26 protein-coding genes are annotated in these 24,094 nt (G+C 39.9%); 13 read left to right on the forward strand and 13 right to left on the reverse strand.

Annotation, left to right across the window (positions count from 1 at the left end):
• Positions 1 to 27: 27 nt before the first annotated feature.
• Positions 28 to 678: a beta-phosphoglucomutase gene (gene pgmB / locus ACYVJ6_RS10130; protein ID WP_460693942.1), complete on the reverse strand. Its 651-nt coding sequence runs from the start codon at positions 676 to 678 to the stop codon at positions 28 to 30.
• Between the two features lie 21 nt (positions 679 to 699).
• On the reverse strand, positions 700 to 1,404 hold the full coding sequence (locus ACYVJ6_RS10135; protein WP_460693943.1) for a DNA alkylation repair protein: 705 nt from the start codon (positions 1,402 to 1,404) through the stop codon (positions 700 to 702).
• 90 nt (positions 1,405 to 1,494) lie between these two features.
• Here ACYVJ6_RS10135 and ACYVJ6_RS10140 point away from each other — a divergent pair, with 90 nt between their 5' ends.
• From ACYVJ6_RS10140 to ACYVJ6_RS10170, 7 genes are all read left to right on the forward strand, one after another.
• The gene (locus ACYVJ6_RS10140) at positions 1,495 to 2,481 is read left to right on the forward strand and encodes a LuxE/PaaK family acyltransferase (RefSeq protein ID WP_460693944.1); all 987 of its coding nucleotides are present in this window, start codon (positions 1,495 to 1,497) and stop codon (positions 2,479 to 2,481) included.
• Between the two features lie 97 nt (positions 2,482 to 2,578).
• Positions 2,579 to 2,938, forward strand: coding sequence for an endonuclease domain-containing protein (locus ACYVJ6_RS10145; RefSeq protein WP_460693945.1), 360 nt, complete (start codon positions 2,579 to 2,581; stop codon positions 2,936 to 2,938).
• Between the two features lie 115 nt (positions 2,939 to 3,053).
• Positions 3,054 to 3,698 carry a PH domain-containing protein gene (locus ACYVJ6_RS10150; protein ID WP_460693946.1) on the forward strand — a complete coding sequence of 215 codons (645 nt, stop codon included), beginning with the start codon at positions 3,054 to 3,056 and terminating at the stop codon, positions 3,696 to 3,698.
• Positions 3,699 to 3,731: 33 nt separating this feature from the next.
• Positions 3,732 to 4,982, forward strand: a complete 1,251-nt coding sequence (locus tag ACYVJ6_RS10155; protein WP_460693947.1) for a type IX secretion system plug protein — start codon at positions 3,732 to 3,734, stop codon at positions 4,980 to 4,982.
• A gap of 17 nt (positions 4,983 to 4,999) precedes the next feature.
• Entirely contained in the window at positions 5,000 to 6,670 is a 1,671-nt protein-coding gene (locus ACYVJ6_RS10160; RefSeq protein ID WP_460693948.1) for an ArnT family glycosyltransferase, read from the forward strand.
• Between the two features lie 235 nt (positions 6,671 to 6,905).
• On the forward strand, positions 6,906 to 7,550 hold the full coding sequence (locus tag ACYVJ6_RS10165) for an HAD family hydrolase (RefSeq protein ID WP_460693949.1): 645 nt from the start codon (positions 6,906 to 6,908) through the stop codon (positions 7,548 to 7,550).
• Between the two features lie 39 nt (positions 7,551 to 7,589).
• Complete coding sequence (locus ACYVJ6_RS10170; protein WP_460693950.1) at positions 7,590 to 8,252, forward strand: MBL fold metallo-hydrolase; 663 nt, start codon at positions 7,590 to 7,592, stop codon at positions 8,250 to 8,252.
• A 2-nt stretch (positions 8,253 to 8,254) separates the two neighbouring features.
• On the opposite strand, the gene ACYVJ6_RS10175 is transcribed toward ACYVJ6_RS10170, so the two are convergent.
• The 5 genes from ACYVJ6_RS10175 to ACYVJ6_RS10195 all read right to left on the reverse strand — a co-directional run bounded on the left by ACYVJ6_RS10175 (position 8,255) and on the right by ACYVJ6_RS10195 (position 14,123).
• Entirely contained in the window at positions 8,255 to 9,685 is a 1,431-nt protein-coding gene (locus tag ACYVJ6_RS10175) for a serine hydrolase domain-containing protein (protein ID WP_460693951.1), read from the reverse strand.
• 9 nt (positions 9,686 to 9,694) lie between these two features.
• Positions 9,695 to 10,621: an aspartate carbamoyltransferase catalytic subunit gene (locus ACYVJ6_RS10180; protein WP_460693952.1), complete on the reverse strand. Its 927-nt coding sequence runs from the start codon at positions 10,619 to 10,621 to the stop codon at positions 9,695 to 9,697.
• Between the two features lie 4 nt (positions 10,622 to 10,625).
• Complete coding sequence (gene pyrR / locus ACYVJ6_RS10185; protein WP_460693953.1) at positions 10,626 to 11,168, reverse strand: bifunctional pyr operon transcriptional regulator/uracil phosphoribosyltransferase PyrR; 543 nt, start codon at positions 11,166 to 11,168, stop codon at positions 10,626 to 10,628.
• A gap of 143 nt (positions 11,169 to 11,311) precedes the next feature.
• Positions 11,312 to 13,294, reverse strand: coding sequence for a 30S ribosomal protein S1 (gene rpsA / locus ACYVJ6_RS10190; protein ID WP_460693954.1), 1,983 nt, complete (start codon positions 13,292 to 13,294; stop codon positions 11,312 to 11,314).
• A 157-nt stretch (positions 13,295 to 13,451) separates the two neighbouring features.
• Entirely contained in the window at positions 13,452 to 14,123 is a 672-nt protein-coding gene (locus ACYVJ6_RS10195) for an ACP phosphodiesterase (RefSeq protein WP_460693955.1), read from the reverse strand.
• 132 nt (positions 14,124 to 14,255) lie between these two features.
• Between ACYVJ6_RS10195 and tyrS the strand changes: the two genes are divergently transcribed.
• Genes tyrS through ACYVJ6_RS10210 form a run of 3 tightly spaced genes read left to right on the forward strand, consistent with a single transcriptional unit; the run spans position 14,256 to position 16,526 of the window.
• A complete protein-coding gene (tyrS, locus tag ACYVJ6_RS10200; protein WP_460693956.1) occupies positions 14,256 to 15,539 on the forward strand; it encodes a tyrosine--tRNA ligase in 1,284 nt (427 codons plus the stop codon).
• 37 nt (positions 15,540 to 15,576) lie between these two features.
• Entirely contained in the window at positions 15,577 to 16,077 is a 501-nt protein-coding gene (gene parS / locus ACYVJ6_RS10205; RefSeq protein WP_460693957.1) for a type II RES/Xre toxin-antitoxin system antitoxin, read from the forward strand.
• Positions 16,077 to 16,526, forward strand: coding sequence for an RES family NAD+ phosphorylase (locus ACYVJ6_RS10210; RefSeq protein WP_460693958.1), 450 nt, complete (start codon positions 16,077 to 16,079; stop codon positions 16,524 to 16,526). Before parS ends, ACYVJ6_RS10210 begins: the two co-directional genes overlap by 1 nt.
• Here ACYVJ6_RS10210 and ACYVJ6_RS10215 read toward each other — a convergent pair.
• The gene (locus ACYVJ6_RS10215; protein ID WP_460693959.1) at positions 16,523 to 17,506 is read right to left on the reverse strand and encodes an aldo/keto reductase; all 984 of its coding nucleotides are present in this window, start codon (positions 17,504 to 17,506) and stop codon (positions 16,523 to 16,525) included. The genes ACYVJ6_RS10210 and ACYVJ6_RS10215 overlap by 4 nt on opposite strands.
• Positions 17,507 to 17,518: 12 nt before the next feature.
• The gene (locus ACYVJ6_RS10220; protein ID WP_460693960.1) at positions 17,519 to 17,923 is read right to left on the reverse strand and encodes an EVE domain-containing protein; all 405 of its coding nucleotides are present in this window, start codon (positions 17,921 to 17,923) and stop codon (positions 17,519 to 17,521) included.
• Positions 17,924 to 18,035: 112 nt separating this feature from the next.
• Between ACYVJ6_RS10220 and ACYVJ6_RS10225 the strand changes: the two genes are divergently transcribed.
• Both ACYVJ6_RS10225 and ACYVJ6_RS10230 read left to right on the forward strand, forming a co-directional pair.
• Positions 18,036 to 18,773, forward strand: coding sequence for a YEATS-associated helix-containing protein (locus ACYVJ6_RS10225; protein WP_460693961.1), 738 nt, complete (start codon positions 18,036 to 18,038; stop codon positions 18,771 to 18,773).
• Positions 18,774 to 18,776: 3 nt separating this feature from the next.
• Positions 18,777 to 19,706, forward strand: a complete 930-nt coding sequence (locus ACYVJ6_RS10230; RefSeq protein ID WP_460693962.1) for a DUF2806 domain-containing protein — start codon at positions 18,777 to 18,779, stop codon at positions 19,704 to 19,706.
• Between the two features lie 61 nt (positions 19,707 to 19,767).
• Here the strand turns inward: ACYVJ6_RS10230 and ACYVJ6_RS10235 are convergent, their stop codons facing one another.
• From ACYVJ6_RS10235 to holA, 3 genes are all read right to left on the reverse strand, one after another.
• Positions 19,768 to 20,055 (reverse strand): hypothetical protein, encoded by a 288-nt coding sequence (locus ACYVJ6_RS10235; RefSeq protein WP_460693963.1) that lies wholly within the window; start codon positions 20,053 to 20,055, stop codon positions 19,768 to 19,770.
• A gap of 144 nt (positions 20,056 to 20,199) precedes the next feature.
• On the reverse strand, positions 20,200 to 20,436 hold the full coding sequence (locus tag ACYVJ6_RS10240; RefSeq protein ID WP_460693964.1) for a hypothetical protein: 237 nt from the start codon (positions 20,434 to 20,436) through the stop codon (positions 20,200 to 20,202).
• Positions 20,437 to 20,580: 144 nt separating this feature from the next.
• Positions 20,581 to 21,603, reverse strand: a complete 1,023-nt coding sequence (gene holA / locus ACYVJ6_RS10245; protein WP_460693965.1) for a DNA polymerase III subunit delta — start codon at positions 21,601 to 21,603, stop codon at positions 20,581 to 20,583.
• A 159-nt stretch (positions 21,604 to 21,762) separates the two neighbouring features.
• Here holA and ACYVJ6_RS10250 point away from each other — a divergent pair, with 159 nt between their 5' ends.
• Positions 21,763 to 22,221: a type I restriction enzyme HsdR N-terminal domain-containing protein gene (locus ACYVJ6_RS10250; protein WP_460693966.1), complete on the forward strand. Its 459-nt coding sequence runs from the start codon at positions 21,763 to 21,765 to the stop codon at positions 22,219 to 22,221.
• Here the strand turns inward: ACYVJ6_RS10250 and ACYVJ6_RS10255 are convergent.
• On the reverse strand, positions 22,218 to 24,077 hold the full coding sequence (locus tag ACYVJ6_RS10255) for an ATP-binding protein (protein WP_460693967.1): 1,860 nt from the start codon (positions 24,075 to 24,077) through the stop codon (positions 22,218 to 22,220). The two genes, ACYVJ6_RS10250 and ACYVJ6_RS10255, sit on opposite strands and share 4 nt — an antisense overlap.
• Positions 24,078 to 24,094: the final 17 nt, after the last annotated feature.

Here is a 24,094-nt window from a genome sequence, read left to right on the forward strand (position 1 = left end):
TTGCTTCGTTCCTCGCAATGACGTTTTTTATAATGTTTTTAATATCTCCAAACTCATTTCATTCAACCCCTTCACCACCAAATTAGCCCCTTTAAGCACCGTTGGCGAGCCAATACCCACTACTTTCATTCCGCCATTAATTGCGGCTTCTACACCAGCTATGGCATCCTCAAATACCACACAGGCCGATGGGGTAACCCCCAATGCTTCTGCTCCTTTTAAAAACACTTCCGGGTCGGGTTTGGCTTTGCTTACTTTGTTGCCGTCTATGATGGCATCAAACAGGTTTACCATATCAATTTTCTGCAATATGGTCATGGAGTTTTTACTGGCAGAACCCAATGCTATCTTTATACCGGCATCACGACATACTTGTATAAACTCACGTGCCCCGGGTAAAACTTCGTCAGGTTGCATGTGTGTTATCATTTCTACATACCAGGTATTTTTTTGGGCAGCGAGTTCTGCTTTTTCTACCTCTGTTTTAGCAACGCCGCCAATCTCCAAAATAATTTCTAAGGACCGTACACGGCTCACACCTTTTAGCAATTCGTTTTGTTCCTCGGTAAAATCAAAACCCAATTGGTTGGCCAGCCTTTTCCAGGCTTTATAGTGGTAAACGGCGGTATCAACAATTACTCCATCCAGATCGAAAAGGCAGGCTTGTATATTATTCATATTAATAGTTCAAGGCAAGTATTAGCACTTTACCGTATTTTTCTTTTTGCCTTTAGTCCGGGCTAATGTTTTTTCAATGTATTGCGCGGCATCGGGTACTTTACAAGCGGTACCATTCATATCAACCGTTACCATGCCTACTTTATTAGCTGTGGCAATTGCATCATCAGTTAGCGGTGTAACATAGCTGCCCACACAAATTATAAACATGTTCATGGTATAGCGCACCCTATTGGGGGCAGTTTTTATTTTACCGGCAACACGTTGCAATAATTGCTTTATTATCGCCATGTCCAATTGTTCGTTCGGCTTAAGCGACACCCAATTTGCCAGCGTTGACCATCCCGCGGCGGCAATATAATCTTCTTCACTATCTATCCATTGCAGTGCCAGTTCAAAACCATATTGGCCACCTGCAGCAACCCAGGGCACGGTATACTCGCTGATATTATTGGAAAACGCCTGGTGCACCCACATTTGCAAATCGTCGCGGGTCATCAGCTCATCGTCAGCAATCAATCCGGCCAGGTACATGGCATCGGCATTACCTGTGGCGTAAAGGTCCTTTGCTAATTGGTAATCCTTCTTGATCTTCTTCTGGATAGTTTTTAAATATTCAACCTTAACCCCAAAAAACGGCTCTTTAACCCCATGTTTCGACAAAATCTTCTTGATGCTTTCGCTGCCGTTGGCCTGCAGGTTGGCCATGATTTCGGGTACCGTCATGATAGCGTGAGTTAACTTAGCGCAATTTAATAAAAAGCGCTTATAATTTTTATCTGCTTACAACCTTTGCAATATTTATCTTTGCGGGTAATGAACCAACCCGGTAAGCAGCAAATATTTTCTATCAGTAATGATGCGCAATTTAGTGCCGCTGCTTTGTCTATATTTCAATACCAGGCTGCAAACTGTGCTATTTACAGGGAGTTTATTGAGGGTTTAAGAATCGATCCAACTTCTGTTACCTCCATTCAACAAATCCCCTTTCTACCTATTGAGTTTTTTAAATCGCGCGATGTGGTAAGCAGTACTGACCCGGTTGAGATTACATTTACCAGTTCAGGGACCACCGGGATGATAACCAGCAGCCATCAAGTTACTGATGTAAGTTGGTATGAGGATAGCTTCCGTAAGGCTTTTAGCTTGTTTTATGGCGATATTAAAAGCTATACCGTATTGGCTTTGCTTCCATCCTATTTGGAGCGCGAAGGATCATCGTTGATCTATATGGCGAACGACCTCATTAAACAATCCAACAACCCGGATAGCGGTTTCTTTTTGTATAACTATGAGGAGCTTGCCCATCAGCTAAAAAAACAACAGGAAGCAAAGAAACCAACCTTGCTCATAGGCGTTACTTTCGGCCTGCTTGATTTTGTGGAGCAACATAGCATTAACTTTCCCGAACTGATCGTCATGGAAACCGGGGGCATGAAAGGCCGGCGTAAAGAAATGATACGCGAAGAACTGCATGATACTTTATGTAAAGGTTTTGGTGTGGATGCTATCCATTCGGAATATGGGATGACGGAGCTATTATCACAAGGCTACTCTAAAGGCAATGGCATATTCAATTGCCCACCCTGGATGCGTATTATTACACGGGATACCAACGACCCGATGAGCCTGTTAACCAATGATCGGGCAGGCGGTGTTAATGTAATTGACCTGGCTAATATTAATTCCTGCTCGTTTATTGCTACGCAGGATTTAGGAAAAGTATATAGCGACGGCTCATTTGAGATACTGGGCAGGTTTGACAACGCGGATATTAGGGGGTGTAATTTGCTGGTGGGATAGTGACTCACCCGGTCGGCGCTACGCTGGACCACCCTCTCTTCGCCTTTGGCGGAAAGAGGGAAAGGGATTTGAAAATAAATTTTACATTTAGTTGTATATGCCTTCTATAACTGAATTATGTCGCGAATTAAGACGGCGGGAAACTCCTGCTGAAAAACTTTTGTGGGTTAATCTCAAAAACAGAAGTTTGTTTAGTCATAAATTTTTAAGGCAATATCCTATCTGTGTAACCTCTCAATCAGGTAGAAACATATATTATATCCCCGACTTTTATTGTCATAAAGCCAAATTGATTATTGAAGCTGATGGCCCAATCCATTTGTTGAAAAAGGATTATGACAATAACCGCGATGAAGTTTTAAAAGCCCTGGGATTAACAATTATCAGATTTGAAAATGATGAGATATTAAATCATACAGAAAATGCGTTAAACAAAATCCGAGAATATCTTCAATAACAAACACCCTCTTTCCGCCAAAGGCGAAGAGAGGGTCGACGAGTGAAACGATGTCGGGGTGAGTAAACTAACAGAAATTGATTATTTTTGCATCTGCATAAAGAAAAACAACATCATGATAGAGAAATTTTTGCGCGACGACCAGGACCCAAAAGCGGTAGAGAAAGTTCACTCACGTTTGGTTGACCTGTTAACAACCGGCGAGGAAATATTATATATAGCAGTACAAAAAAAACCATTGGTAAATCTATTGCCCGACTGTATCGCCATCACCAATAAACGTGTGTTATTTTTCACCCCCGCCAACCTGGGGCTATCAATAAAATTTGTTGATTTTGTTTGGAAAGATGTGGTTGATGTTACTACCAAAGAAGAAATTATTGGTGCCGTATTCAGTATTAAAACCACTAACGGAACTGAAATGGGTGTTGATTACCTGCCTAAAATACAGGCGCGTAAACTTTACCAATATGCGCAGGAGCGTAAAGAATCTGAACGTGAGGCTCGCCGCCTACGCGAACTGGAAGAAAAACGCGCCGAATCAGGTTCAGTACAATTTGAAAACCCTGCCGCATCTGCTTTCGCAGGCTACCACGCTGCGCCACCTGTACAGGCTGCCGCGCCAACTCCTGCACCAGAAGCACCAAAAGCAGATGAGTTAACCGAGAAATTGAAAAAGCTACGTACGTTGTTTGATAACGGCCTAATATCGCAGGAAGAATACAACCATAAAAAACTGGAGTTGTTAAGCGACCTGTAATAAGATAGCTTTTATTAACGTTGATATTACCCAATGAGGAAGTTTATAATTTTATTGTTGCTGGTAATTTCATTTCGTGGCTTTGCACAGCAGGTTTATGATAACCAGGTTTTTAATGGCAACATTAAAAGTGTTGAGTTTTATAATACCACCAAACAAGGTTCGTTCCCTGTTTATCCTTTAAATTCAAAAGAGCAAATTTTATTAGGATTTGATGACCTGCGTGGCGGGGGACGAAACTACTTTTATACACTGGAGCATTGCAACAGCCAATGGAAGTCATCCAACATCTCCCCTGCCGAATATTTAATAAGTTTTAATGAGGATAGAATAAGAGATTATACTTATTCTGGCGGCACCCTTCAAAAATACACCCATTACGAAGTCAAACTCCCTAATGAAACTATTGCCCCTAAATTGGCAGGCAACTACATTTTAAAGGTTTATGAAGATAGCGACCCATCTAAACTCATATTAACCCGCAGATTGTATGTGGTGGGCACAAAAGTATCATTAGCTGCTACCATTGTACCGTCAAATACCAACCGCCAATCAAATCAAAAAATTAATTTCCAGGTAGATTATGGCAGGTTACCCCTGCAAAACCCTAACGCGGATATTAAAGTATTGATCATGCAAAACGCCAGGCCCGAAACGGGTAAATGGAGTTTGCAACCGCAGTCCATACGTGGCACACAGTTAGTATATAATGATATAAGCACCAATGATTTTCCCGGCCGGAATGAGTTCAGGCGTTTTGATACGCGTTCGTTAAGATTAAAATCCGAGCGCGTCGGGCAGATCTATCGCGATACGGGTTATACTGTAGTTTTATTGGGCGACCCCAACCGCAACACCCCTGCCTATTCTTTTCAATATGATAATAACGGGCAGTTTTTTATAATGAACACAGATGCCAACGGCAGCGACCCGCGCCGTGATGCCGATTATGCCCAGGTATACTTTAGCCTCGCCGCCAATAAAAATGCTACAGAAGGCACTGCCTATATCATTGGCCGATTTAATGATTTTAAAATTGACGAGCACAGTAAAATGGAGTATGAATCGGTTCAGGGCCGGTTTCATATCAATTTGTTTTTAAAACAAGGCGTATATGATTATCAATATGTGTGGGTTGGCCGGGATAACAAACCCGATGATATCATACTCGAAGGTTCCTATTTTGAAACAGAAAACGATTACCAGCTATTGGTATATTACCGCCCCGCCAATGCCCGTTGGGAAGAACTGGTAGGCTATAGTTTATTGAATAATAAAAGATAATCTCATTATCTTCGGCCATGAACCGATTGCAATCCGTTAGTTATACCCAATGGCTTTACCTGTTTATAGGCGTTGCCGCGGTTATCAACTTAAGCGGATTGTTTGTCCCTATCATGGGCCCCGATGGCACATTATACGCTACCATTGCCAAAACCATGGTACAGCGCAATAATTATGTTGAACTATTTGCCTTTGGTAAAGATTGGCTGGACAAACCCCACTTCCCGTTTTGGGTAACGGCTTTATCATTTAACGTTTTTGGTTTTACTACCTGGGCCTATAAGTTGCCCGCCATACTCTTTTTATTTGGCGGGGCATATTATACCTATCTTTTTGCCAAAACACTGTATAACAAACGGGTTGCCTTATGGGCCGTGTTGATATTACTTACCGCACAGCATATCATACTATCCAACAATGATGTACGTGCCGAGCCTTATTTAACCGGGCTGATTATTGCGGCTGTTTATCATTTTTATAAAAGTTATACGCCCAATAACTTTTGGCATTTGTTGGCTGGTTGTTTATTTACCGCCTGCGCCATCATGACCAAGGGAATGTTTGCCCTTATACCTATCTGCGGGGCCATATTTGGGCATTTTATTATCAACAGGCAATGGAAGCTGTTTTTTAATTGGCGGTGGCTTATAGCGGCTGTATTGACCTTGATATTCATCCTACCTGAACTCTATTGCCTGTATGTACAATTTGACGCGCATCCTGAAAAAATAGTGTTCGACAGGCAAAACGTATCCGGTATTAAATTCTTTTTTTGGGATAGCCAGTTTGGCCGCTTTTTTAACACCGGGCCCATTAAGGGCCACGGCGACCCCACCTTTTTTATACATACTACCCTTTGGGCATTTTTGCCATGGTCGCTGTTATTATTCGCGGCCATATATCAATTTATTAAAAAAGGAATTAAAAATGTACAGGCTATTGAATGGTATTGCATCTGCGGATCATTGTTAACCTTCTTGTTATTCTCTGCTTCTAAATTCCAGTTACCGCATTATTTAAATATTGTATTCCCATTTTTCGCAATCATCACAGCCCAATATCTATATAAAATAAAATCAGCAAAAACTATTTTAGCTATACAGATCACGCAAATAATAGTAATTGTATTAATGCTGGCGGCATTAACCGCTTTGCAACACTTTTTCAACCCAAAAGTGTTTAGCGATCCTACTCGTCTATCACTATTTATACTTTTCTTCGGTTTCCTTTTTCTACCTCAAAAATTAACGAAAGACCCTATACAGCAGATCATCTTCCGTACCCTATTGGCATCGTTTGTAGTGAACCTGTATTTAAACCAGGTATTCTATACCAGTTTGGCGCATTACCAGGCAGGCAGCGAGGCGGCAGTATGGATCAACCAAAACAATAAAAACAACCTGCCCGTGGCCCAAATTGATGATTTTTACGCTACCGCGATGGAGTTTTACAGCGATAAGCCGGTAATAAATTTAGGTCTTGATGGAACAGGCGCTGCTCCTGCGGGTCAATTTATTTTATATGCACCATCTGATATTATCGCAGGTTTAAATGCCAAAGGTTGGAACACCCGTCCCCTTAAAAAATTTGACCGGTATTGGGTTAGTCGCCTAAAACCTGCTTTTTTAAACGAGGCTACACGGGATAGTGAATTAAGTAGTGCGGAGGTGGTTTTGGTTAGTCGGTAAGTTGACTCACCCGGTCTACGCTTCGCTGGACCACCCTCTCTTCGCCTTTGGCGGAAAGAGGGTTAGCGTTTCCATAAACGAAATCATCGTATTTAACCAACACCCTCTTTACCGCTTGCGGAAGAGAGGGTCGACGAGTGAAACGATGTCGGGGTGAGTCAACGGCGCGCGTTTAAACAACCTAAATGACACTAATAAGAAACTCTCGCCAAATAATAATCCTACTTTTGCCGCAATGAATACTACACTGAAAAACAAATTTGACAGCATAATTTTTGATTTAGATGGTACACTTTGGGATAGTACACAAACTGTTGCCGATGCATGGCAAAAAGCCAAAGAAGAGGTTGACTATGTTAAAGATGATTTTACCAAAGAGGTAATACGCTCCATTTGCGGAATGACGTATAAAGCCATTTTTGAAAAGCTGGTTCCGTATTTGGATGAAGATAAGCGGAATGAGTTTAAAGCCATTTGTGCTAATCACGAATTGAATATATTGGAAGAAAAAGGCGGCGAACTATATCCTGAATTAGAAGCAACGCTTCAATATTTAGCCACAAACTATAAACTATACATCGTAAGCAATTGCCAAAGCGGATACATTGAAACGTTTTTTAAAACCAGCGGATTGCAAAAATACTTTTTGGGGCACCAATGCTATGGTACCAAAAGTTTGCCTAAGGCAGATAATATCCGCGATATTGTAAGCGACCATAGCCTTACCGCACCGGTGTACGTAGGCGATACCATGGGCGATTATTCGGCGGCAAAACAGGCGGGGGTACCGTTTATTTTTGCAGCGTACGGTTTTGGTGTGGTTGAAGAAGACCAGGTGGCAACCATACAACAGTTTAATGAATTACAGGAACTCTTATAAGCCAAACTTTTGTAAAAGCTTAAGGTTTAGTATATTGACATGATGAAAATATCTAAATACCTGCATTCCTGTTTGCTATTTGAGTTGGAGGGCTATAAGCTATTGATAGATCCCGGTAATATTACTTTTGCCGAGGGATTAGTAAAGCCTGAACAGTTTGCAGATGTAAATACCATTATCATTACTCACATTCATCCTGACCACCTGGATATTAAAAACCTTCAAACTATTGTTGCTTTAAGCAATGCTACGGTGTTAGCTAATAAACAGGTAGGCGAGCAATTAACCACGAATAATATTCCGTTTTGTTTGTTGTGTAATGGTTTATCGCAAGTTGGGCCGTTTAAATTGGAAGCCTTCACGGTAGTACATGAATTGATAATGGATAACCCGCTGCCGCAAATGACGGGTTTGTTAATTAATGACAAGGTGCTTCACCCTGTCGACTCCATGGAAGATGCTTTACTAAGATATAAGGGTATAGAATTACTAATTATGGTAACGATGGCCCCCTTTGCCAATGAACCACGTATAGCAGCTTTCGCGGATGCATTACAGCCCAAACAGATATTGCCTGTGCATGATGGATATGCTAAAGAATTCTTTATCAAACAACGCTACGCGGCTTATACCAAACACTTTGATAAGTTGGGTATTAAGTTCCATCAAATTTACCAACCGGGGGATAGTATAACAATTTAGGTTTATTGCAGGTTTCTTAACAGGCTAACACCGATCGGGTCGGTACTTTCGGCAGCGTTTGATAATATGACAACGCCTAACTGTTTGCTTTTATTAAAAGCTAAAAAGCTGCTGCTACCACCTGTACCGCCATTATGAAAATAATAATCAACGCCTCCAACTACAATAATGTGCCAGGCTAAGCCTATTCGTGCGTCATTATTTAAAGTGATTTGATGTGTCAGGTCAATAGCTTTATCCAGTTGGCTTGTACCCTTAGTGTTCAAATTCGCTTTAACATATAGCAACATATCGTTCATGCTTGATCGTAATGCTCCGGCTGGCGCTAAGGCATCAAAATCCCATGGCGAAGTTGGGTTTCCCTCCTCGTCGTACACGGTTGCAAAACGTGGCGAAAGCATAGGGTATATATGTTGAATGGTGCTTTTCATACCCAATGGCTGGGTAATAATTTCAGCCACCATTTGCTCATAGGGTTTACCGCTAACTTTTTCTAAAATAATACCTAATAGCCCCGGGGCTAAATTGGAGTAGGCATACTTTTCGCCCGGATTGGCAATAAGTGTACATTTGGCCAGGTAATCAAATAGCAATTGCTTGCTATAATTTTTATAAGGATTTGCCTGGTCATACGGTCTTTGCAATTCGGTATTTGTTGGTATACTTTGTAAGCCGGATGTATGATTGCTTAGGTTTATTAATTTAATATCCTTTAGTTGAGGGTTTGACGCTGCAGGTTCAGGCAAAAATTTAGTTATCGGGTCGTTCAAACTCACCTTGCCCTGATTTACATACCAGGCTAACAATATCGAGGTGAAAGTTTTGGTGATAGATCCTATTTCAAACAATGTATTACCATCAGGTAATTTATTATTGCCTTTGGTGGTTTCGCCATAGTTAAAAGTACTCACCTTGCCATCTTTAATTATACCTAAACTTAAGCCGGCAGTATTTTGCTTTTGTATATATAACCGCGCTATGGAGTCTACCATTTTATCGGTTATAGTAAGCATTGGATTTGATGTAGCAACTTTGTTTGGTTTATCACTAAGAGCAACAATATTGTAAGGCTGAAATACAAACGCTTCCAGCTTATCTTTTTCATCCAGGTTCATCAATAACTTTAATGTCACCGCGTCCAGTTGAATTTTATAGGTGGCATCTTTATTATTGTTAAAACTGAGTAATGAATCGCGCCTTATAGCACCCAGTGGGAACAGCTGCTTCTCGGCAACATTTCGAAATGATTCAAAATCTACGGCTTTTTTAAAATTTGCACCTGCAAGCGCATATATAGCATTTACATCTTTTTCGTTAAATGCCTTTTTAACCAACCTGTATACCGAATCTGTTTTTTGTTGCTGACGGGTTTGTGCATCAACTGTTAGGGTAAGACAACATATCAACAGCAAAACACCCCACAAGAATTTCATAACGCTAAGTTACGGAGTTTGCCCGGCAAGTAAAAATAGCACGGCCATACGTATAGCAACACCGTTTTCTACCTGGTCAAGTATGATAGATTGCTTGCTGTCGGCAACATCGCTGGTGATCTCTACTCCGCGGTTTATAGGGCCCGGGTGCATTACGGTTATCTGTTTGTCCAGCGAGTTTAATATTTGCTTATTTAAGCCATATAGCATAGTGTATTCGCGCAGCGAAGGGAAGTATTTAATATCCTGGCGCTCCAGCTGTATGCGCAGCATATTAGCTACATCGCACCAGTTAAGGGCTTTAATTAAGTTATGTTCTACTTTAACGCCTAACGATTTAATGTATTTAGGGATCAATGTGGTTGGCCCGCAAACCATAACCTCGGCACCCAGTTGTTTTAGGCACAATATATTTGAAAGCGCCACACGCGAGTGCAGTATATCACCCACAATAACCACTTTTTTACCGGCTACATCGCCGTACTTTTCTCGTATAGAGAAAGCATCCAGCAAGGCTTGTGTAGGGTGCTCATGCGCGCCATCGCCGGCGTTTACTATTTGTGCTTTTACATGCTTAGATAAAAAGGTAGCTGCCCCTGCATAAGGATGGCGCATTACTACCATATCCACCTTCATGGCCAGTATGTTATTTACCGTATCAATCAGTGTTTCGCCTTTGCTTACCGATGATGAGGAAGCTGCAAAATTTACCACATCGGCAGATAAACGCTTCTCGGCTAATTCAAACGATAAGCGGGTACGGGTAGAATTTTCAAAAAATATATTGGCTATGGTAACATCACGCAGCGAAGGGACTTTTTTTATCGGGCGGTTTAAAACCGTTTTAAAATTATCGGCTGTTTCAAATATGAGTTCGATATCCTCACGATTCAAATCCTTAATTCCTAATAAATGTCGTGTGCTTAATCCGGCCATTAGTTTACTTCTCTGATATCAATACAATTTTGTCTTCCCCATCTGTTTCCTTCCAGCTTACTACCACTTTTTGCGATGCAATAGAATCAACCTCAATACCTACATAATCTGCAGCTACGGGTACATGACGCGAGTAGCGGCGGTCAACTAAGGTTAACAATTCAACCTTTTCGGGCCTGCCAAATGCTAGCATAGCATCCATCGCGGCGCGTATAGTGCGGCCGGTCCACAGCACGTCATCCATCATGACCACTTTTTTGCCTTCAATAATAAAATCTATATTGGTTTCATTAGGCGTCAGCGGCGATTCGCGCCTGCGGAAATCGTCCCTGTAAAAGGTGATATCCAGGTCGCCCTGCTCAATTTTACTATCCGGTAATATCTTACGTAATTCTTCGGCCACACGTTTAGCCAGATAAATTCCACGCGGTTGAATGCCTATCAGTACCGACTCAGAAAAATCATTATGATTTTCAATTAACTGACGACATAAACGCTGAATAGTGATTTGAAATTTTTGACCGTCGAGCAGCGTAAGGTTTTGCATCGTTTGGGTGGATTTGGGCAAAGGTAATAATTTTTTAGAGATTAGTTGATTAGTGATCAGAGATTAGTTGAAGGAAATTAAACCATGGGCATAAAAAAAGCCCCACGGTAACCGCGGGGCTTGTATATTAAGCTAAGTTAAACTTATTCAGCTGCTTCGTCAGATGAAGCAGGTTCGGCTTTTTTAGCTGCTTTTTTGGTAGCTGCCTTAGTTTCGGCACCTTCCATTTGCTCTTTTAACTGAGCTAACACGCTTAAATCACCTAAAGTTGATTTCTCTACTGAATCTTTCACTTTCTTCACCGCGTTAGTAGCAGATTTTGCTTCTTTTTTACGGTTTTCGAAATCTTGTACACGAGCATCAGCGCGGGCTTCTTCCCATATACGTGCATGTGAAATAACAATACGTTTGTTCTCTTTGTTAAATTCAATGATCTTGAAATCAGCTACTTCTTCAGCTTTTATGCTCTTACCATCTTCTTTAACCAAATGTTTGGTTGGCACAAAGCCTTCAACACCATAAGGTAAAGCAACAATAGCACCTTTTTCGGTTACTTTTAATACGGTACCTTCATGTATTGAATCAATAGTGAAGATGCTTTCAAAAGTATCCCAAGGGTTTTCTTCTAATTGTTTATGGCCCAGGCTTAGTTTGCGGTTCTCAACATCCAATTCTAAAACAACCACGTCTAATTTTTCACCAACTTTAGTGAATTCATTAGGGTGATTTACTTTTTTAGACCATGAAAGGTCAGAGATGTGGATCAATCCGTCAATACCGTCTTCCAATTCAACAAACACACCAAAATTGGTCATGTTTTTAACTGTAGCTACGTGTTGTGTACCAACAGCATATCTATCAGCAGCGTTTTGCCAAGGATCAGGGGTTAATTGTTTGATACCTAATGACATTTTACGCTCTTCGCGATCTAATGTCAATACTTGTGCTTCAACTTCGTCGCCAACTTTCAGGAACTCCTGAGGGTTACGCAGGTTTTGAGACCATGACATTTCTGACACGTGTATCAAACCTTCAACACCCGGGATGATCTCTAAGAAAGCACCGTAATCAGCTACGGTAACTATACGGCCCTTAACTTTTGAACCTACAACGATAGTATCGTCAAGGCTAGCCCAAGGATGTGATGTTAATTGTTTTAAACCTAAAGCAATACGTTTTTTCTCGTCATCAAAGTCAAGAACAACTACATTGATCTTTTGGTCTAACGCTAATACTTCTCTTGGGTGCTCAATACGTCCCCATGAAATATCAGTAATGTGTAATAAACCGTCAACACCACCAAGGTCAATAAATACACCAAAGTCGGTAATGTTTTTAACGGTACCTTCCAATACTTGTCCTTTTTCAAGTTTAGCAACTATCTCGGTTTTTTGGTTTTCTAAATCGTCTTCGATCAACACTTTGTGCGATACCACTACGTTTTTAAACTCGTGGTTGATCTTAACAACTTTAAATTCCATTGTTTTACCAACGTACACATCGTAATCCCTGATAGGTTTAATGTCGATCTGTGAACCTGGTAAGAAGGCTTCAACGCCCATAATATCTACAATCAAACCACCTTTAGTTCTGCTCTTCACAAAACCGGTGATGATCTCATCGTTATCTAAAGCTGAATTAATACGCTCCCATGATTTTTGAGTTTTTGCGCGTTTACGAGAAAGTACCAACTGTCCGTTAGCATCTTCTTGTGATTCAACAAATACATCAACGGTATCACCTACTTTAAGATCAGGTGTATCACGGAATTCAGAAACAGATACCAAACCATCAGATTTAAATCCAACGTTTAATACTACATCCTTGTTGTTAACATTTACAACCGTACCGGTGATAATTTCGCCTTTGGTGATCGAACTGAAAGTTCCATCATACAATTTCTCCATTTTTTCACGCTCGGTATCGCTGTAGTTACCAAACTTTTTATCATCAGCATCCCAGTCGAAATCTTCAAATGGTGCTGTTGAAATTTGAGATTTGATCTCTTCGATAGAAATTGAATCAGCTTCTGATTCAATTGTTTCCTTTTTGCCATTTGCTTCAACTGTTTCCAGTTCAGCTTGTTTAGCTTTTAATTCTTTTTCTGCTTCTTGTTTTTTTGCCATTAAATAATTTATCTCCTTTTCCCAATTTTCTAATTGGGACTGCAAAGGTAGGGATATAATTTTATTTCAAAAAAATTAATTTGCTGTTAAATGCTGATTTTTAAGTGTTTTTGGTAGCTTAAAGGGTATATATGGGTGTATTTGCGTAAATTATTTATTACTGACCAGCTAATTGGGCTTCAATCTCTTTAAAGATTTCCATGAAATTGGGCAGTAATAACTGCCTGTATGCTAACACAACCTCGCTAATTGCAACTTCTTGTGTAGGTGTAAACGGGTCTGTCCATACACGCATACATATCCGTTTAAGGGCATAGGCAACCTGCAGAGTATCTGCATAAGTATGCAGGTACGCGTTGTTTTTAAACCCTCCAAAAAACTTAAAGAAACGGGTATCATCATTTAGCTCTGCAAAAGCTAAAAATTCGGCTATTACCTCATTATCACATGCCTGTAATTGATCGTAAAAATTGTGCACGCTTAGTTTTTGGGTAGTTAGCAATAGGTTATCCAATATCAACTCTAACCCAATATGCCCTAAAAAGAAAGGTTTAACCGGCGAGCTTTCAATAACAGGTACCAGCAATAGTTTGAGTTGATGTGAGTGATGCAAAAAAAACTCAGACGAATGGAAATAACGGTCGACAGCGAGATGTTTGTTCCAGCCGGTTATAATGGCATTTATAGCCGGATCGGTATGTTTTAATTTTTCGGGATGAAGGACAATGGTTTTATCGGCATTTTTCAAAAGATCAGGCAGTACTGTACCTAATATGTGGTAACAGTTAGTTTCGTCCCGGTCAAAATAGTAATGCGATAAAAAATTCATAGTGCTGTATGCCCCAAAATACAAAAAATAGTTGATTTTTTGAACTGCCTTTGTCTTATTTAAAAACAGTTTTTACACTATTCTATTATCTTTGCCATCCCGATTGTTAACGGGATATAAGATAATTATACCATGAATTTTGTTGAAGAACTACGCTGGAGAGGCATGCTGCATGATATTATGCCCGGTACCGAGGACCTTTTAAACAAGGGGATGGCTTCCGGCTATATTGGTTTTGACCCTACTGCCGACTCATTACATGTGGGCCATTTAACACAGATAATGACGCTGATACATTTTCAGCGGGCGGGCCATAAACCTTATGCGTTGGTTGGCGGTGCTACCGGTATGGTGGGCGACCCCTCAGGAAAATCAGCCGAGCGTAATTTATTGTCAGAAGAGGCTTTGAACCATAACCTGGCATCGGTACAAAAACAGCTGGAGAAATTTTTAGATTTTAACAGCGGTGCCAACAGCGCCCAAATGGTTAATAATTACGACTGGTTTAAAAACTTTACCTTTTTAAACTTTATACGTGATGTAGGCAAGCACATTACCGTTAACTATATGATGGCTAAGGATTCGGTAAAAAAGCGCTTAGAAGGCGATACCGGCATGTCCTTCACTGAATTTACTTACCAATTGGTACAAGGTTATGATTTTTACTATTTATGGAAAAACCATAACTGTGTATTGCAAATGGGCGGATCGGACCAGTGGGGGAATATTGTTACCGGTACGGAGTTAATTCGCCGTAAAGATGCAGGCGAGGCCTTTGCTTTGACCACTCAACTGATAAAAAAAGCTGACGGTACCAAATTTGGCAAAACCGAAAGTGGCGCTGTTTGGTTAGACCCTGCACGTACATCGCCTTACCAGTTTTACCAATTTTGGTTAAATACCAGTGATGTTGACGCTAAAAACTATATAAGGATATTTACCTTGTTTGATAAAGCCACTATTGAGGCTTTAGAAATTGAACAAGATGCAGCGCCACATTTACGCACACTACAAAAAGCACTGGCAAAAGATATTACCATACGCGTACACGGCGAGGGAGAATATGAAAAAGCCATTAAATCATCCGACTTTTTATTTGGCAATACCGGTATTGAGTTTTTGAACGAATTGAACAAAGACGAAGTATTAGGCTTGTTTGAGGGTTTACCTCAATATACTATCGCTTTAGCTGATTTAAAGCAGGGTATCAATGCCATCGACTTATTAGCAAGCAACACATCAGTTTTCTCATCAAAAGGCGAGGCTAAAAAAATGATACAAGGAGGTGGTGTTGCTATCAACAAAGTGAAAATAGCAGCGGGCGAAGATATCTACAATACTGAAAATCTTATCAATAATCAGTTTTTGGTAGTGCAAAAAGGCAAGAAAAATTATTTTTTAATTGTTGCCGAATAATTTTAGATTACGACATTAATGCATTATATTTGTACTGATGTCTGAAAAGAAGTACAAAATATCAGGGCCAAATGCCAATGAACTAAATGAGCCAATGGTAGCTTACCAGGCTTCTGTTAACTTATTTAGCGGGTTGTTTGGACGTTCGGCAGGGCAATATACCCTGATGAATGATTTTGATATATTGGAAACATCACGCCAGGGTTTGCCCAAACATTCGTTAATGGCGCTGGCCAAAAAAATATCATTAACCCTTCAGGAGTTTGCCAATATCATGCACATCAGTGAGCGTACATTACAACGCTACGAGGATAATACTATCATCAAAACCGAGTACGCCGAAAAGGCTATTGAGCTGGCGCGCTTATATACCCGCGGCGAAGAGGTTTTTGGCTCGTTAGATAAATTTAAAACCTGGATGAAAACCCCTTTGCATGTTTTTAAAGGCGAAGCACCTGTTTCTCTTTTAGATACATCTATAGGTTTTGATATGGTTTTTAAAGAGTTGGGCCGTATTGAGTACGGTATTTTTGCCTGATGATACTGTACCGTATTGTTAAATGTGCTTTTGCCGACTTATCTGGAACGGGTGCGCGTTTATACGGCGGCCGGTGGAACAGTGAGGGCCGCTCCATGGTATACTTAGCCTCCTCCCGATCATTGGCGGTGTTAGAAGCCCTGGTTCATTTAAGCCCGACTAATTTGCCGACCAATTTTTGCATCATGACCATTGAGGCTCCGGATGATATATTGGAAGTAAAAGTTGCGCAACTACCTAAAAACTGGAACGAATACCCCGAGCATAACAGCCTTAAGCAAATTGGCAACGACTTCCTATTAAAACAAAAGCACCTTTTGTTAAAGGTGCCTTCGGCTATTGTTAAAGAAGAATTTAATTACCTGCTTAACCCGTTACATAAAAACGCTGGTTTAGTGAAAATTATAAGCACCCAGCCCTTTGCTTTCGATCAGCGGCTGACCGGTTAAAAATGCCCCCTGATAGAATTATAAATTTTTTCGTCATACAGCTTCCGTAACTCGTTAAAGGTTTCAGAAGGTAATGATGGTAATGCTGATGCGCCAACGTTGCTATGTACTTGCGCTACCTTGGTCGCGCCCGGTATAACGGTAGTAACTTCCGGGTGATCCAATATCCAACGGATGGCCCATTGCGCGGTACGGTCATCGGGCAATATGGCTTTGATCTCATTAACCAATTGTATGCCTTGTTTAAAGTCAACCCCCGAGAAAGTTTCGCCGGCGTTAAAGGCTTCGCCATTGGCGTTAAAATTACGGTGATCCTTTTCATCAAAGCTGGTTTGCTCATTAAACTTGCCCGATAATAAACCACTGGCTAATGGTACACGTACAATCAAAGCCACGTTTTTTTCTTTTGCTTTCGCGAATATCTCATCGGCCACGTGCTGGCGGAAAAGGTTAAAGATGATTTGCAGTGATGCCAATCCCTCCTGTTCTAAACAGATCAAAGCCTCCTCAGATGTTTCTACACTGGCACCAAAATGTTTAATTAAACCTTCCTGCTGTAACTTGCGGAAGTTATCAAACACCTTACCTTCCCTCATTTCTTCGGTAGGGATGCAATGGAACTGGTCTAAAAACAGTTGCGATATACCAAGGTTATTCAATGAATATTCTACCTGGCGCTTCATGGCATCATAGGTAAAATTTTGTGGCCAGCCATACTCGCCATCGCTGCGGCGACCTAATTTGGTAGCTACATATATTTCTTTATCGGTAGTTTTTAAAAATTTACCGATTACCTTTTCACTTACCCCACCGCCATAAATATCGGCAGTATCAATAAAATTGCCGCCGGCATCTACATAGGCTTGTAAAATGCTAAAAGCATCTTCTTCGTTTACGTTGCCCCACTCCGAGCTACCTAATTGCCAGGTACCTAAACCCACTTCGGCAACTTTGGTGCCTCTAAAATCTCTATAATTCATGTATTTGTTTTCTTAACTTCCTAATTCCACTATTCTATCAAACTCTTCGCGCTTTAGGGCCATTACGGATAAGCGGCCCTGGCGCACCAAACCCACGTCTTTTAATCGCTCGTCGGCTTTTATGGTTTCCAGGGTTACCGGATTCTTTAATGTTTCTACCGGCGAAAGGTCAACCACAACCCAATTTTTATCGTCGGTGGTTGGGTCCTGGTAGGCTTCTTTTACCACTTTGGCTATGCCAACTACTTCTTTACCATCATTACTATGGTAAAACAGCACCAGGTCGCCTGTTTTCATTTCGCGCAGGTTGTTACGCGCCTGGTAATTGCGCACGCCATCCCAAAAGGTGCGGCCATCTTTATTAAATTTTTCCCAGCTATATTTTACCGGTTCACTTTTTACTAACCAATGTTGCATTATGCTAAATTTCTTGATAACAGACAATTATATAAATAACTTCAAACTTCTTTTTTAAGATGCTAATCAATTATAATTTTTAAATTAGATGATTAAACCTTGTTACATAATTATGAATTTATTAGCTCTATATCAACACGAATTAATTTTAACCGTTCTTATTGTAATAATTGGCGGATTAGCTGGTTATATTAATTCATTAAGATATTCATTTTCCATACAACCTAATAATGATAGCAAATGGCGTTATATTCTCTCAGGGGTAGGGGCAGCTATTTTAGTACCTCTATTTTTAAATATGCTATCAAGCAATTTAATTCGGCAAACTAACGATTTCGACAATAATAGTTATTTTGTATTTGCTGGCTTCTGTTTCATAGCTGGTTACTTTTCGGATAGATTTATAGATTCAATTGGAGATAAGCTGTTAAAGGAAATACAACAAACACAAGAATTGGTAAATTCCACCAGTGATAAATTGGAAAAAACATCTCAAGATCTTAAAGAAAACAAGGAAAAAATAGACGCGTTGGTTGATAGTGAAGCTGAAATGGATGATGAATCACTAAATAATATCTCATTAAATGACTTAATACAAAAAACTGAATTAAATGATGATGATATGCCGGTACAAGTCAACAAAATTATAAAATCATTTAAGGGGGAGTATAAATTTAGATCCACAAAAGGAATAGCCAAAGAGTTAAATTACAAGGAAAATATAGTCGACCTTATTCTTGACGGACTAGAGGCTCAAGGTGCAGTAAAAAAATTTGAAGACTCAAATAGCAGAACTTTATGGTCACTAACAAGAGTTGGCCAATTAATGAATCAAGAAACAAAAAATTAATTCATGAACGATTCAAGAATGTCAGGCCTTGACAAACTGGCTAATATTATCCGAAATGAGGTTGGAAAAGCAACAAAAAATTATTTCGAAAACAATCAGAAACAATTATTACCTGAAGAACCTATCAATAAATTAGATAATAACGAGTTGAAGGTAAATGTTGGGATCGAAGAAGATATAGATGAAGTTAAATCATTGTACGAAAGAGCTAATGAACGCGAAACTTATCAATCACAAAAGAGACAAATTAATGTTGAGAAAATAACAAACTTTGCTTCTGATGAATTAAAAAATGAAGACTTAATTACTCCTGAACCTGTAGATGATGACTGGACTTCGCGATTTTTTTCAATAGTTGAAGACGTTTCAAATGAAGAAATGCAAGCAATATGGGGTAAAATACTTGCTGGGGAGATTAAACAACCTAAATCCTATTCACTAAGAACGCTTGAAGTAATCCGAAATTTAAGTAAAGAAGAGGCTACTACATTTATAAAAATCGCAAACTTTGCGATAGAAGCCGATGGTGTGTATTTTATTTTTAGAGGGAGTAATGAAGATTTAAGAACTAAATTTAATATTTCATTCCCAGAAATAACGCTAATGGTCGAACTTGGAATTATACAGCCTGGAGATTTAATACATCTAAAATATCAGAACACCCCAACAACGCATGAAAAAGGTTTCATATTTGGATCCACAATCGTATTAGGTGAAAAAAATGCGAATACGCCTGAAGTTCAAATTCCCCTTTATTTATTTACAAGGGTCGGTACGGAATTATTGAAATTGGCTTCCAAACAACCGCCTTTTGACTACCTTAAGTTTTTCGCTGAGTTCCTTCAAAAGCAAAAAATAAAAGTTAGCTATAGCATTATTACTGGCCGAACAAAAGATCTAATAAATTATCGTAAGCCCACAATATCCTTTTAGATTAATTTATCCCTTTTGTCAGTGACAATATCGATAAGCAATAGCGTACAAGCTTTTCACTTTAAATAAACTCCAAAACCAACTGTTCCCACTCTTCATCTAAAGATATATTGGGGCGGGTTTTGCCTGCCCGCCTATACCAATAGTCGGCGTTCCATGTATCGCCTTCTTTACGGTGCAGGTAAGCATGTACCCATGCTGAGGCCTGGTCATTTAAATGATCAACCTGATCATGCGCTTTTTGCCAGTCGCCCTTACCATCATACCATAAACTATTTAGTTGTGGAGTCATCGCTGCATCGGGCCGTTCTGCATTAAGCGATTCTTTAAATTGGGTTAAACTATTCATTTCAACAATTATAATGCAATATCGTAAACATCAAATCATTTAACCGCGCATAATTGAACAACAAAGTGTTCCAAAGTGTTCCACTCACAAAAAATGGAACACCTGGAACGCTCAATGCAATATCTTAAACATCAGTCGCCGGCCTTAGGCATGGTAATGCTTGCTCTTGATATCCCTATCGATATAAAAAAATATTAAACCCAATAATAACATTACACCCCCGAAATAGGCAGGTATCTCAACAGACCAATTTCCATTTAAGGTTGTAATAGTTGACGAACCTCCACTGTCAACCATGTTTACTTTGTGGCCATAAAAAAATATACCAAATAGCAGAAGAGCAATACCGATGACAATCATAATAATACTTACCTTTTTCATAATGTTGAGTTTTAAAGATGATGCGCGATAAAATGCCGGGTTGGTGCATTATCAGGGATACGAGGTATAATAGGGCGCTATATATATACTATACGTTTGTTGTTTGATTTTGTTATGAATTATATAAAATAATTCGCTTGAATGTCAATGCAATATCTTGAACATCAATTCCTTCATCAATCCGCCGTGGTCGGTGTTTGATTCAACTCCTTTGCTTTTTACATCGTACTCGCGCAGGTAGCTTATTATTTGCATGGTTTTGCCTAACGGATAGCTGCGTGCGGCTTGCTCATAGTCTTTTACAAAGTAAGGGCTCACCCCTATCTCTCGTGCCAGGTTTTGGGGCGATTTATCTTTTACATAATGATAAACCAATACCTTGCTAAAAAAGTTATTGAGGTTGCCTAACACCAATACTATAGGGTTAGCTTTAGGGTTAGCTTCAAAGTAGTTAATGATCTGGTTAACCTTAAACGCGTCCTTTTTACCGAGGGCGGTTTGCAGCTCAAATACATTATACTCCTTACTAATTCCAATATTATCATGAATATGCCTCAGGGTGATCTCCTGCCCTGCGGCTACGTTAAGCATCAGCTTATCCAGTTCATTTGCAATTTTACTCAGGTCATTACCCAAATACTCCGCCAGCATTAAGGAGGCCTGCTGGTTTATTTTATGGCCTTTCTCTGCTAAATAAGCTTCTACCCAGGCGGGTATCTTACTGTCATATAACGAGCCCGACTCGAATACCAATCCCGATTTTTCAATGGCTTTATAGGTTTTTTTACGCTTATCAAACTTACCATGCTTGTAGCAAAAAACCAGTATGGTGCTGGGCAGCGGATTCTCTAAATAAGCTTGCAGCGGGTTGATGGTTTTTTTATCATCGCCTTCAGTCCCCCATTTCATTTCCTGCGCTTCTTTTACCAACACTACCTGGTAGTCGGCCATCATAGGGTAACGCTTGGATGCACCTAATACGGTCATGATATCCGTGTCTTTACCATACAGCACTGTTTGGTTAAAACCTTTCTCTGCTTCGGGTAAAAGGTGGTGCTCCACATAATCGCTCACCTGGTCAATAAAGTAAGGCTCGTCGCCATGTAAAAGGTATACAGGTTTGTATTTACGGTTCTTAAGATCCTTTATTATTTCGGCAGCGGTCATGTAAAGTCAAAAGTAAAAATTCAAAAGGCAAAAGTGATGTGTGTTTGTAAATATTGTTTGCTATCGACTCACCCCGACTACGCTTCGCTGGTCGACCCTCTCTTCGCCTTTGGCGGAAAGAGGGTTTTTTAATTTTGAATTTTTACTTTTGACTTATCTATGAACCAGCTACAGCCGCTTAACTTACCTCCCTACCCTTTTAAAATAACAGACGAGAATGGCGTGCTGACCTTATTTGATGAGATAAGGAAGAAGAACATTATTATAACTCCTGAAGAATGGGTGCGTCAGCATTTTGTACAATACCTTATCGGCCAAAAAAATTATCCTAAAACGCTGATCAAATTAGAAGGCGGACACCGGTTGAACGGTATGCAAAAACGATCGGACATTGTGGTATTTAACCCGAGTGGTGAAAAGATCTTATTGGTAGAGTGTAAAGCGCCCTCGGTAAATATTGATCAAAAGGTTTTTGACCAGATAGCACGGTACAATATTGTACATAAAATAGCTTTGCTGGCGGTAACCAATGGTCTGCAGCATTATTATTGCCGTATCGATTTTGAAAAAAAAACCTATAATTTTATTGAGGAGCTGCCGGATTATAAGGCACTTTAAGCAGCAGTTGTAGTATTAGAAACAGCAGACGAAGAGCAAGCACAAGGTGCGGCAGTAAATTGTTGTATCTTTTCCAGCAGTTCAGTTGGTTTAAATGGTTTTGATATATACTCATTCATGCCTGAAGCATATACTTTTTCTTTAATATCAGCCAGCGCTGAGGCGGTTAAAGCAATAATAGGCACGTTTGATTTTTGAGGATCGGACATTTTGCGTATTTGCATAGCTGCATCAAAACCATTCATCAATGGCATTTGCAGGTCCATTAATATAATATCAAAGTTAGTGCTGTGCATCAGGTCAACCGCACGCTCGCCATTTTCGGCAATGGTAGGCGCTATCTCCCATTTGGCAAGCAGTTTTTTCATCAGCATAATATTAACCGGGTTATCTTCGGCAATGAGTACACGCAACGCTCTTAAATTGTTAACAGTTTCTGCTAATGTATTACCCTCATCCACTTGATGTGAACCGTTTAACACTTTTTTCTCGGTATGAACCGGGAAATCCATATTAAATGAAAACTCGGACCCTACACCCGGCTCGCTTGTTACCTGTATTTTTACCCCCTGAGATTCTAACAACCGTTTAACAATAGCCAGGCCCAAACCGGTACCTGCGTATTGGCGCGTAGTACTTAAAGATTCCTGCGTAAAAGGTTCAAAAATTACATCCAATTTATCCTGCCCAATACCTATACCGGTATCTTTCACCGTAAAATTTACCGCAAGCATATTATAATGGTCTTCCACGCAAGAAACCTTAACCTGTATGGCACCATCATGTGTAAACTTTATAGCATTACTTATCAGGTTAAAAACAACCTGGGTAATGCGTGTCGGGTCGCCGTATACATCCTTTTGCTGTAAAATATCGTCAACTTCTAAATTAAAGCCTAAGCCTTTTTCTTTGGCCTCCAGCACCTGCCCGCCGCAAATATTCTGCATTAGCTGGCCAATGTTCATTTGGGTGTTTTCAAACACTTGTTTGCCCGATTCTATAACACTAAAATCAAGTACGTCATTTACAATTGAAAGCAAATTAGCAGCCGAAAATTTTAATACCTCCAGGTTCTCTTTTTGATCGGGCCTTGGTTCGCCCATGATGAGCAAATTACTCATCCCTATTACCGCGTTCAATGGGGTGCGTATCTCATGCGACATGGTAGACAGGAATTCGGATTTTGCCTCGTATGATTTTTCGGCCTTTGCAATAGCTTCCTCATATTTTTGGTTGAGTGCTTTTTGCTTTTCGTTATTTTCTTTTAGCAACTGGCTGCTTTTTGCAAGTACCGTATAAAAATGAGTGTTGATATAAATACCAATACCAAAACTGGCTATCATGCTGATAACAAAGGTTAGCTGGCCGGTTTTTTCGGGGACAATGCTTATAGCATACATCTCATTATATTTCAATGCTACAAAGGCAACAACCGGTATTAAATTTAGTAACGAATAAAATGCCCCCCATTTTTGCCCCAACATATAAAAACTAAACAGCACCACAATAATTAGCGCGCCTATGGCCACATAATTAAATCTTTGCAAAATAACCAGTACATCCATTAAATTAACCAGGGTGCCAATTATTAAAGCGCTATGCGCTATAGCCCTCCAATTAGGCCTGTAAGTAAGCGCTTTAAACAAAACTATCGCACTTAGCAGCATTACAGCATTTGAAGTCTCAAGCATTGGAACTTGCCTGAAAAAGAAATTTACTTGTAATACACAAAGCAGGTAAATAGACAACATCAGGCCGTAATATAGCAGGCGTATGCGCCCGTTATCAAGTTCTGACCCTTCTTTTGAAGTAATTTTGTCGACAGAAAAGTTAAAAAAACTTATATCCGCATTCATTTAATGTGCCTGTTATA

The organism is Mucilaginibacter puniceus (assembly GCF_054783175.1).

Coding starts and splice junctions, on each gene's coding strand:
- pgmB (WP_460693942.1), bottom strand. CDS start 678: ATGAATAATATACAAGCCTGCCTTTTCGATCTGGATGGAGTAATTGTT.
- ACYVJ6_RS10135 (WP_460693943.1), bottom strand. CDS start 1,404: ATGACGGTACCCGAAATCATGGCCAACCTGCAGGCCAACGGCAGCGAA.
- ACYVJ6_RS10140 (WP_460693944.1), top strand. CDS start 1,495: ATGAACCAACCCGGTAAGCAGCAAATATTTTCTATCAGTAATGATGCG.
- ACYVJ6_RS10145 (WP_460693945.1), top strand. CDS start 2,579: ATGCCTTCTATAACTGAATTATGTCGCGAATTAAGACGGCGGGAAACT.
- ACYVJ6_RS10150 (WP_460693946.1), top strand. CDS start 3,054: ATGATAGAGAAATTTTTGCGCGACGACCAGGACCCAAAAGCGGTAGAG.
- ACYVJ6_RS10155 (WP_460693947.1), top strand. CDS start 3,732: ATGAGGAAGTTTATAATTTTATTGTTGCTGGTAATTTCATTTCGTGGC.
- ACYVJ6_RS10160 (WP_460693948.1), top strand. CDS start 5,000: ATGAACCGATTGCAATCCGTTAGTTATACCCAATGGCTTTACCTGTTT.
- ACYVJ6_RS10165 (WP_460693949.1), top strand. CDS start 6,906: ATGAATACTACACTGAAAAACAAATTTGACAGCATAATTTTTGATTTA.
- ACYVJ6_RS10170 (WP_460693950.1), top strand. CDS start 7,590: ATGATGAAAATATCTAAATACCTGCATTCCTGTTTGCTATTTGAGTTG.
- ACYVJ6_RS10175 (WP_460693951.1), bottom strand. CDS start 9,685: ATGAAATTCTTGTGGGGTGTTTTGCTGTTGATATGTTGTCTTACCCTA.
- ACYVJ6_RS10180 (WP_460693952.1), bottom strand. CDS start 10,621: ATGGCCGGATTAAGCACACGACATTTATTAGGAATTAAGGATTTGAAT.
- pyrR (WP_460693953.1), bottom strand. CDS start 11,168: ATGCAAAACCTTACGCTGCTCGACGGTCAAAAATTTCAAATCACTATT.
- rpsA (WP_460693954.1), bottom strand. CDS start 13,294: ATGGCAAAAAAACAAGAAGCAGAAAAAGAATTAAAAGCTAAACAAGCT.
- ACYVJ6_RS10195 (WP_460693955.1), bottom strand. CDS start 14,123: ATGAATTTTTTATCGCATTACTATTTTGACCGGGACGAAACTAACTGT.
- tyrS (WP_460693956.1), top strand. CDS start 14,256: ATGAATTTTGTTGAAGAACTACGCTGGAGAGGCATGCTGCATGATATT.
- parS (WP_460693957.1), top strand. CDS start 15,577: ATGTCTGAAAAGAAGTACAAAATATCAGGGCCAAATGCCAATGAACTA.
- ACYVJ6_RS10210 (WP_460693958.1), top strand. CDS start 16,077: ATGATACTGTACCGTATTGTTAAATGTGCTTTTGCCGACTTATCTGGA.
- ACYVJ6_RS10215 (WP_460693959.1), bottom strand. CDS start 17,506: ATGAATTATAGAGATTTTAGAGGCACCAAAGTTGCCGAAGTGGGTTTA.
- ACYVJ6_RS10220 (WP_460693960.1), bottom strand. CDS start 17,923: ATGCAACATTGGTTAGTAAAAAGTGAACCGGTAAAATATAGCTGGGAA.
- ACYVJ6_RS10225 (WP_460693961.1), top strand. CDS start 18,036: ATGAATTTATTAGCTCTATATCAACACGAATTAATTTTAACCGTTCTT.
- ACYVJ6_RS10230 (WP_460693962.1), top strand. CDS start 18,777: ATGAACGATTCAAGAATGTCAGGCCTTGACAAACTGGCTAATATTATC.
- ACYVJ6_RS10235 (WP_460693963.1), bottom strand. CDS start 20,055: ATGAATAGTTTAACCCAATTTAAAGAATCGCTTAATGCAGAACGGCCC.
- ACYVJ6_RS10240 (WP_460693964.1), bottom strand. CDS start 20,436: ATGAAAAAGGTAAGTATTATTATGATTGTCATCGGTATTGCTCTTCTG.
- holA (WP_460693965.1), bottom strand. CDS start 21,603: ATGACCGCTGCCGAAATAATAAAGGATCTTAAGAACCGTAAATACAAA.
- ACYVJ6_RS10250 (WP_460693966.1), top strand. CDS start 21,763: ATGAACCAGCTACAGCCGCTTAACTTACCTCCCTACCCTTTTAAAATA.
- ACYVJ6_RS10255 (WP_460693967.1), bottom strand. CDS start 24,077: ATGAATGCGGATATAAGTTTTTTTAACTTTTCTGTCGACAAAATTACT.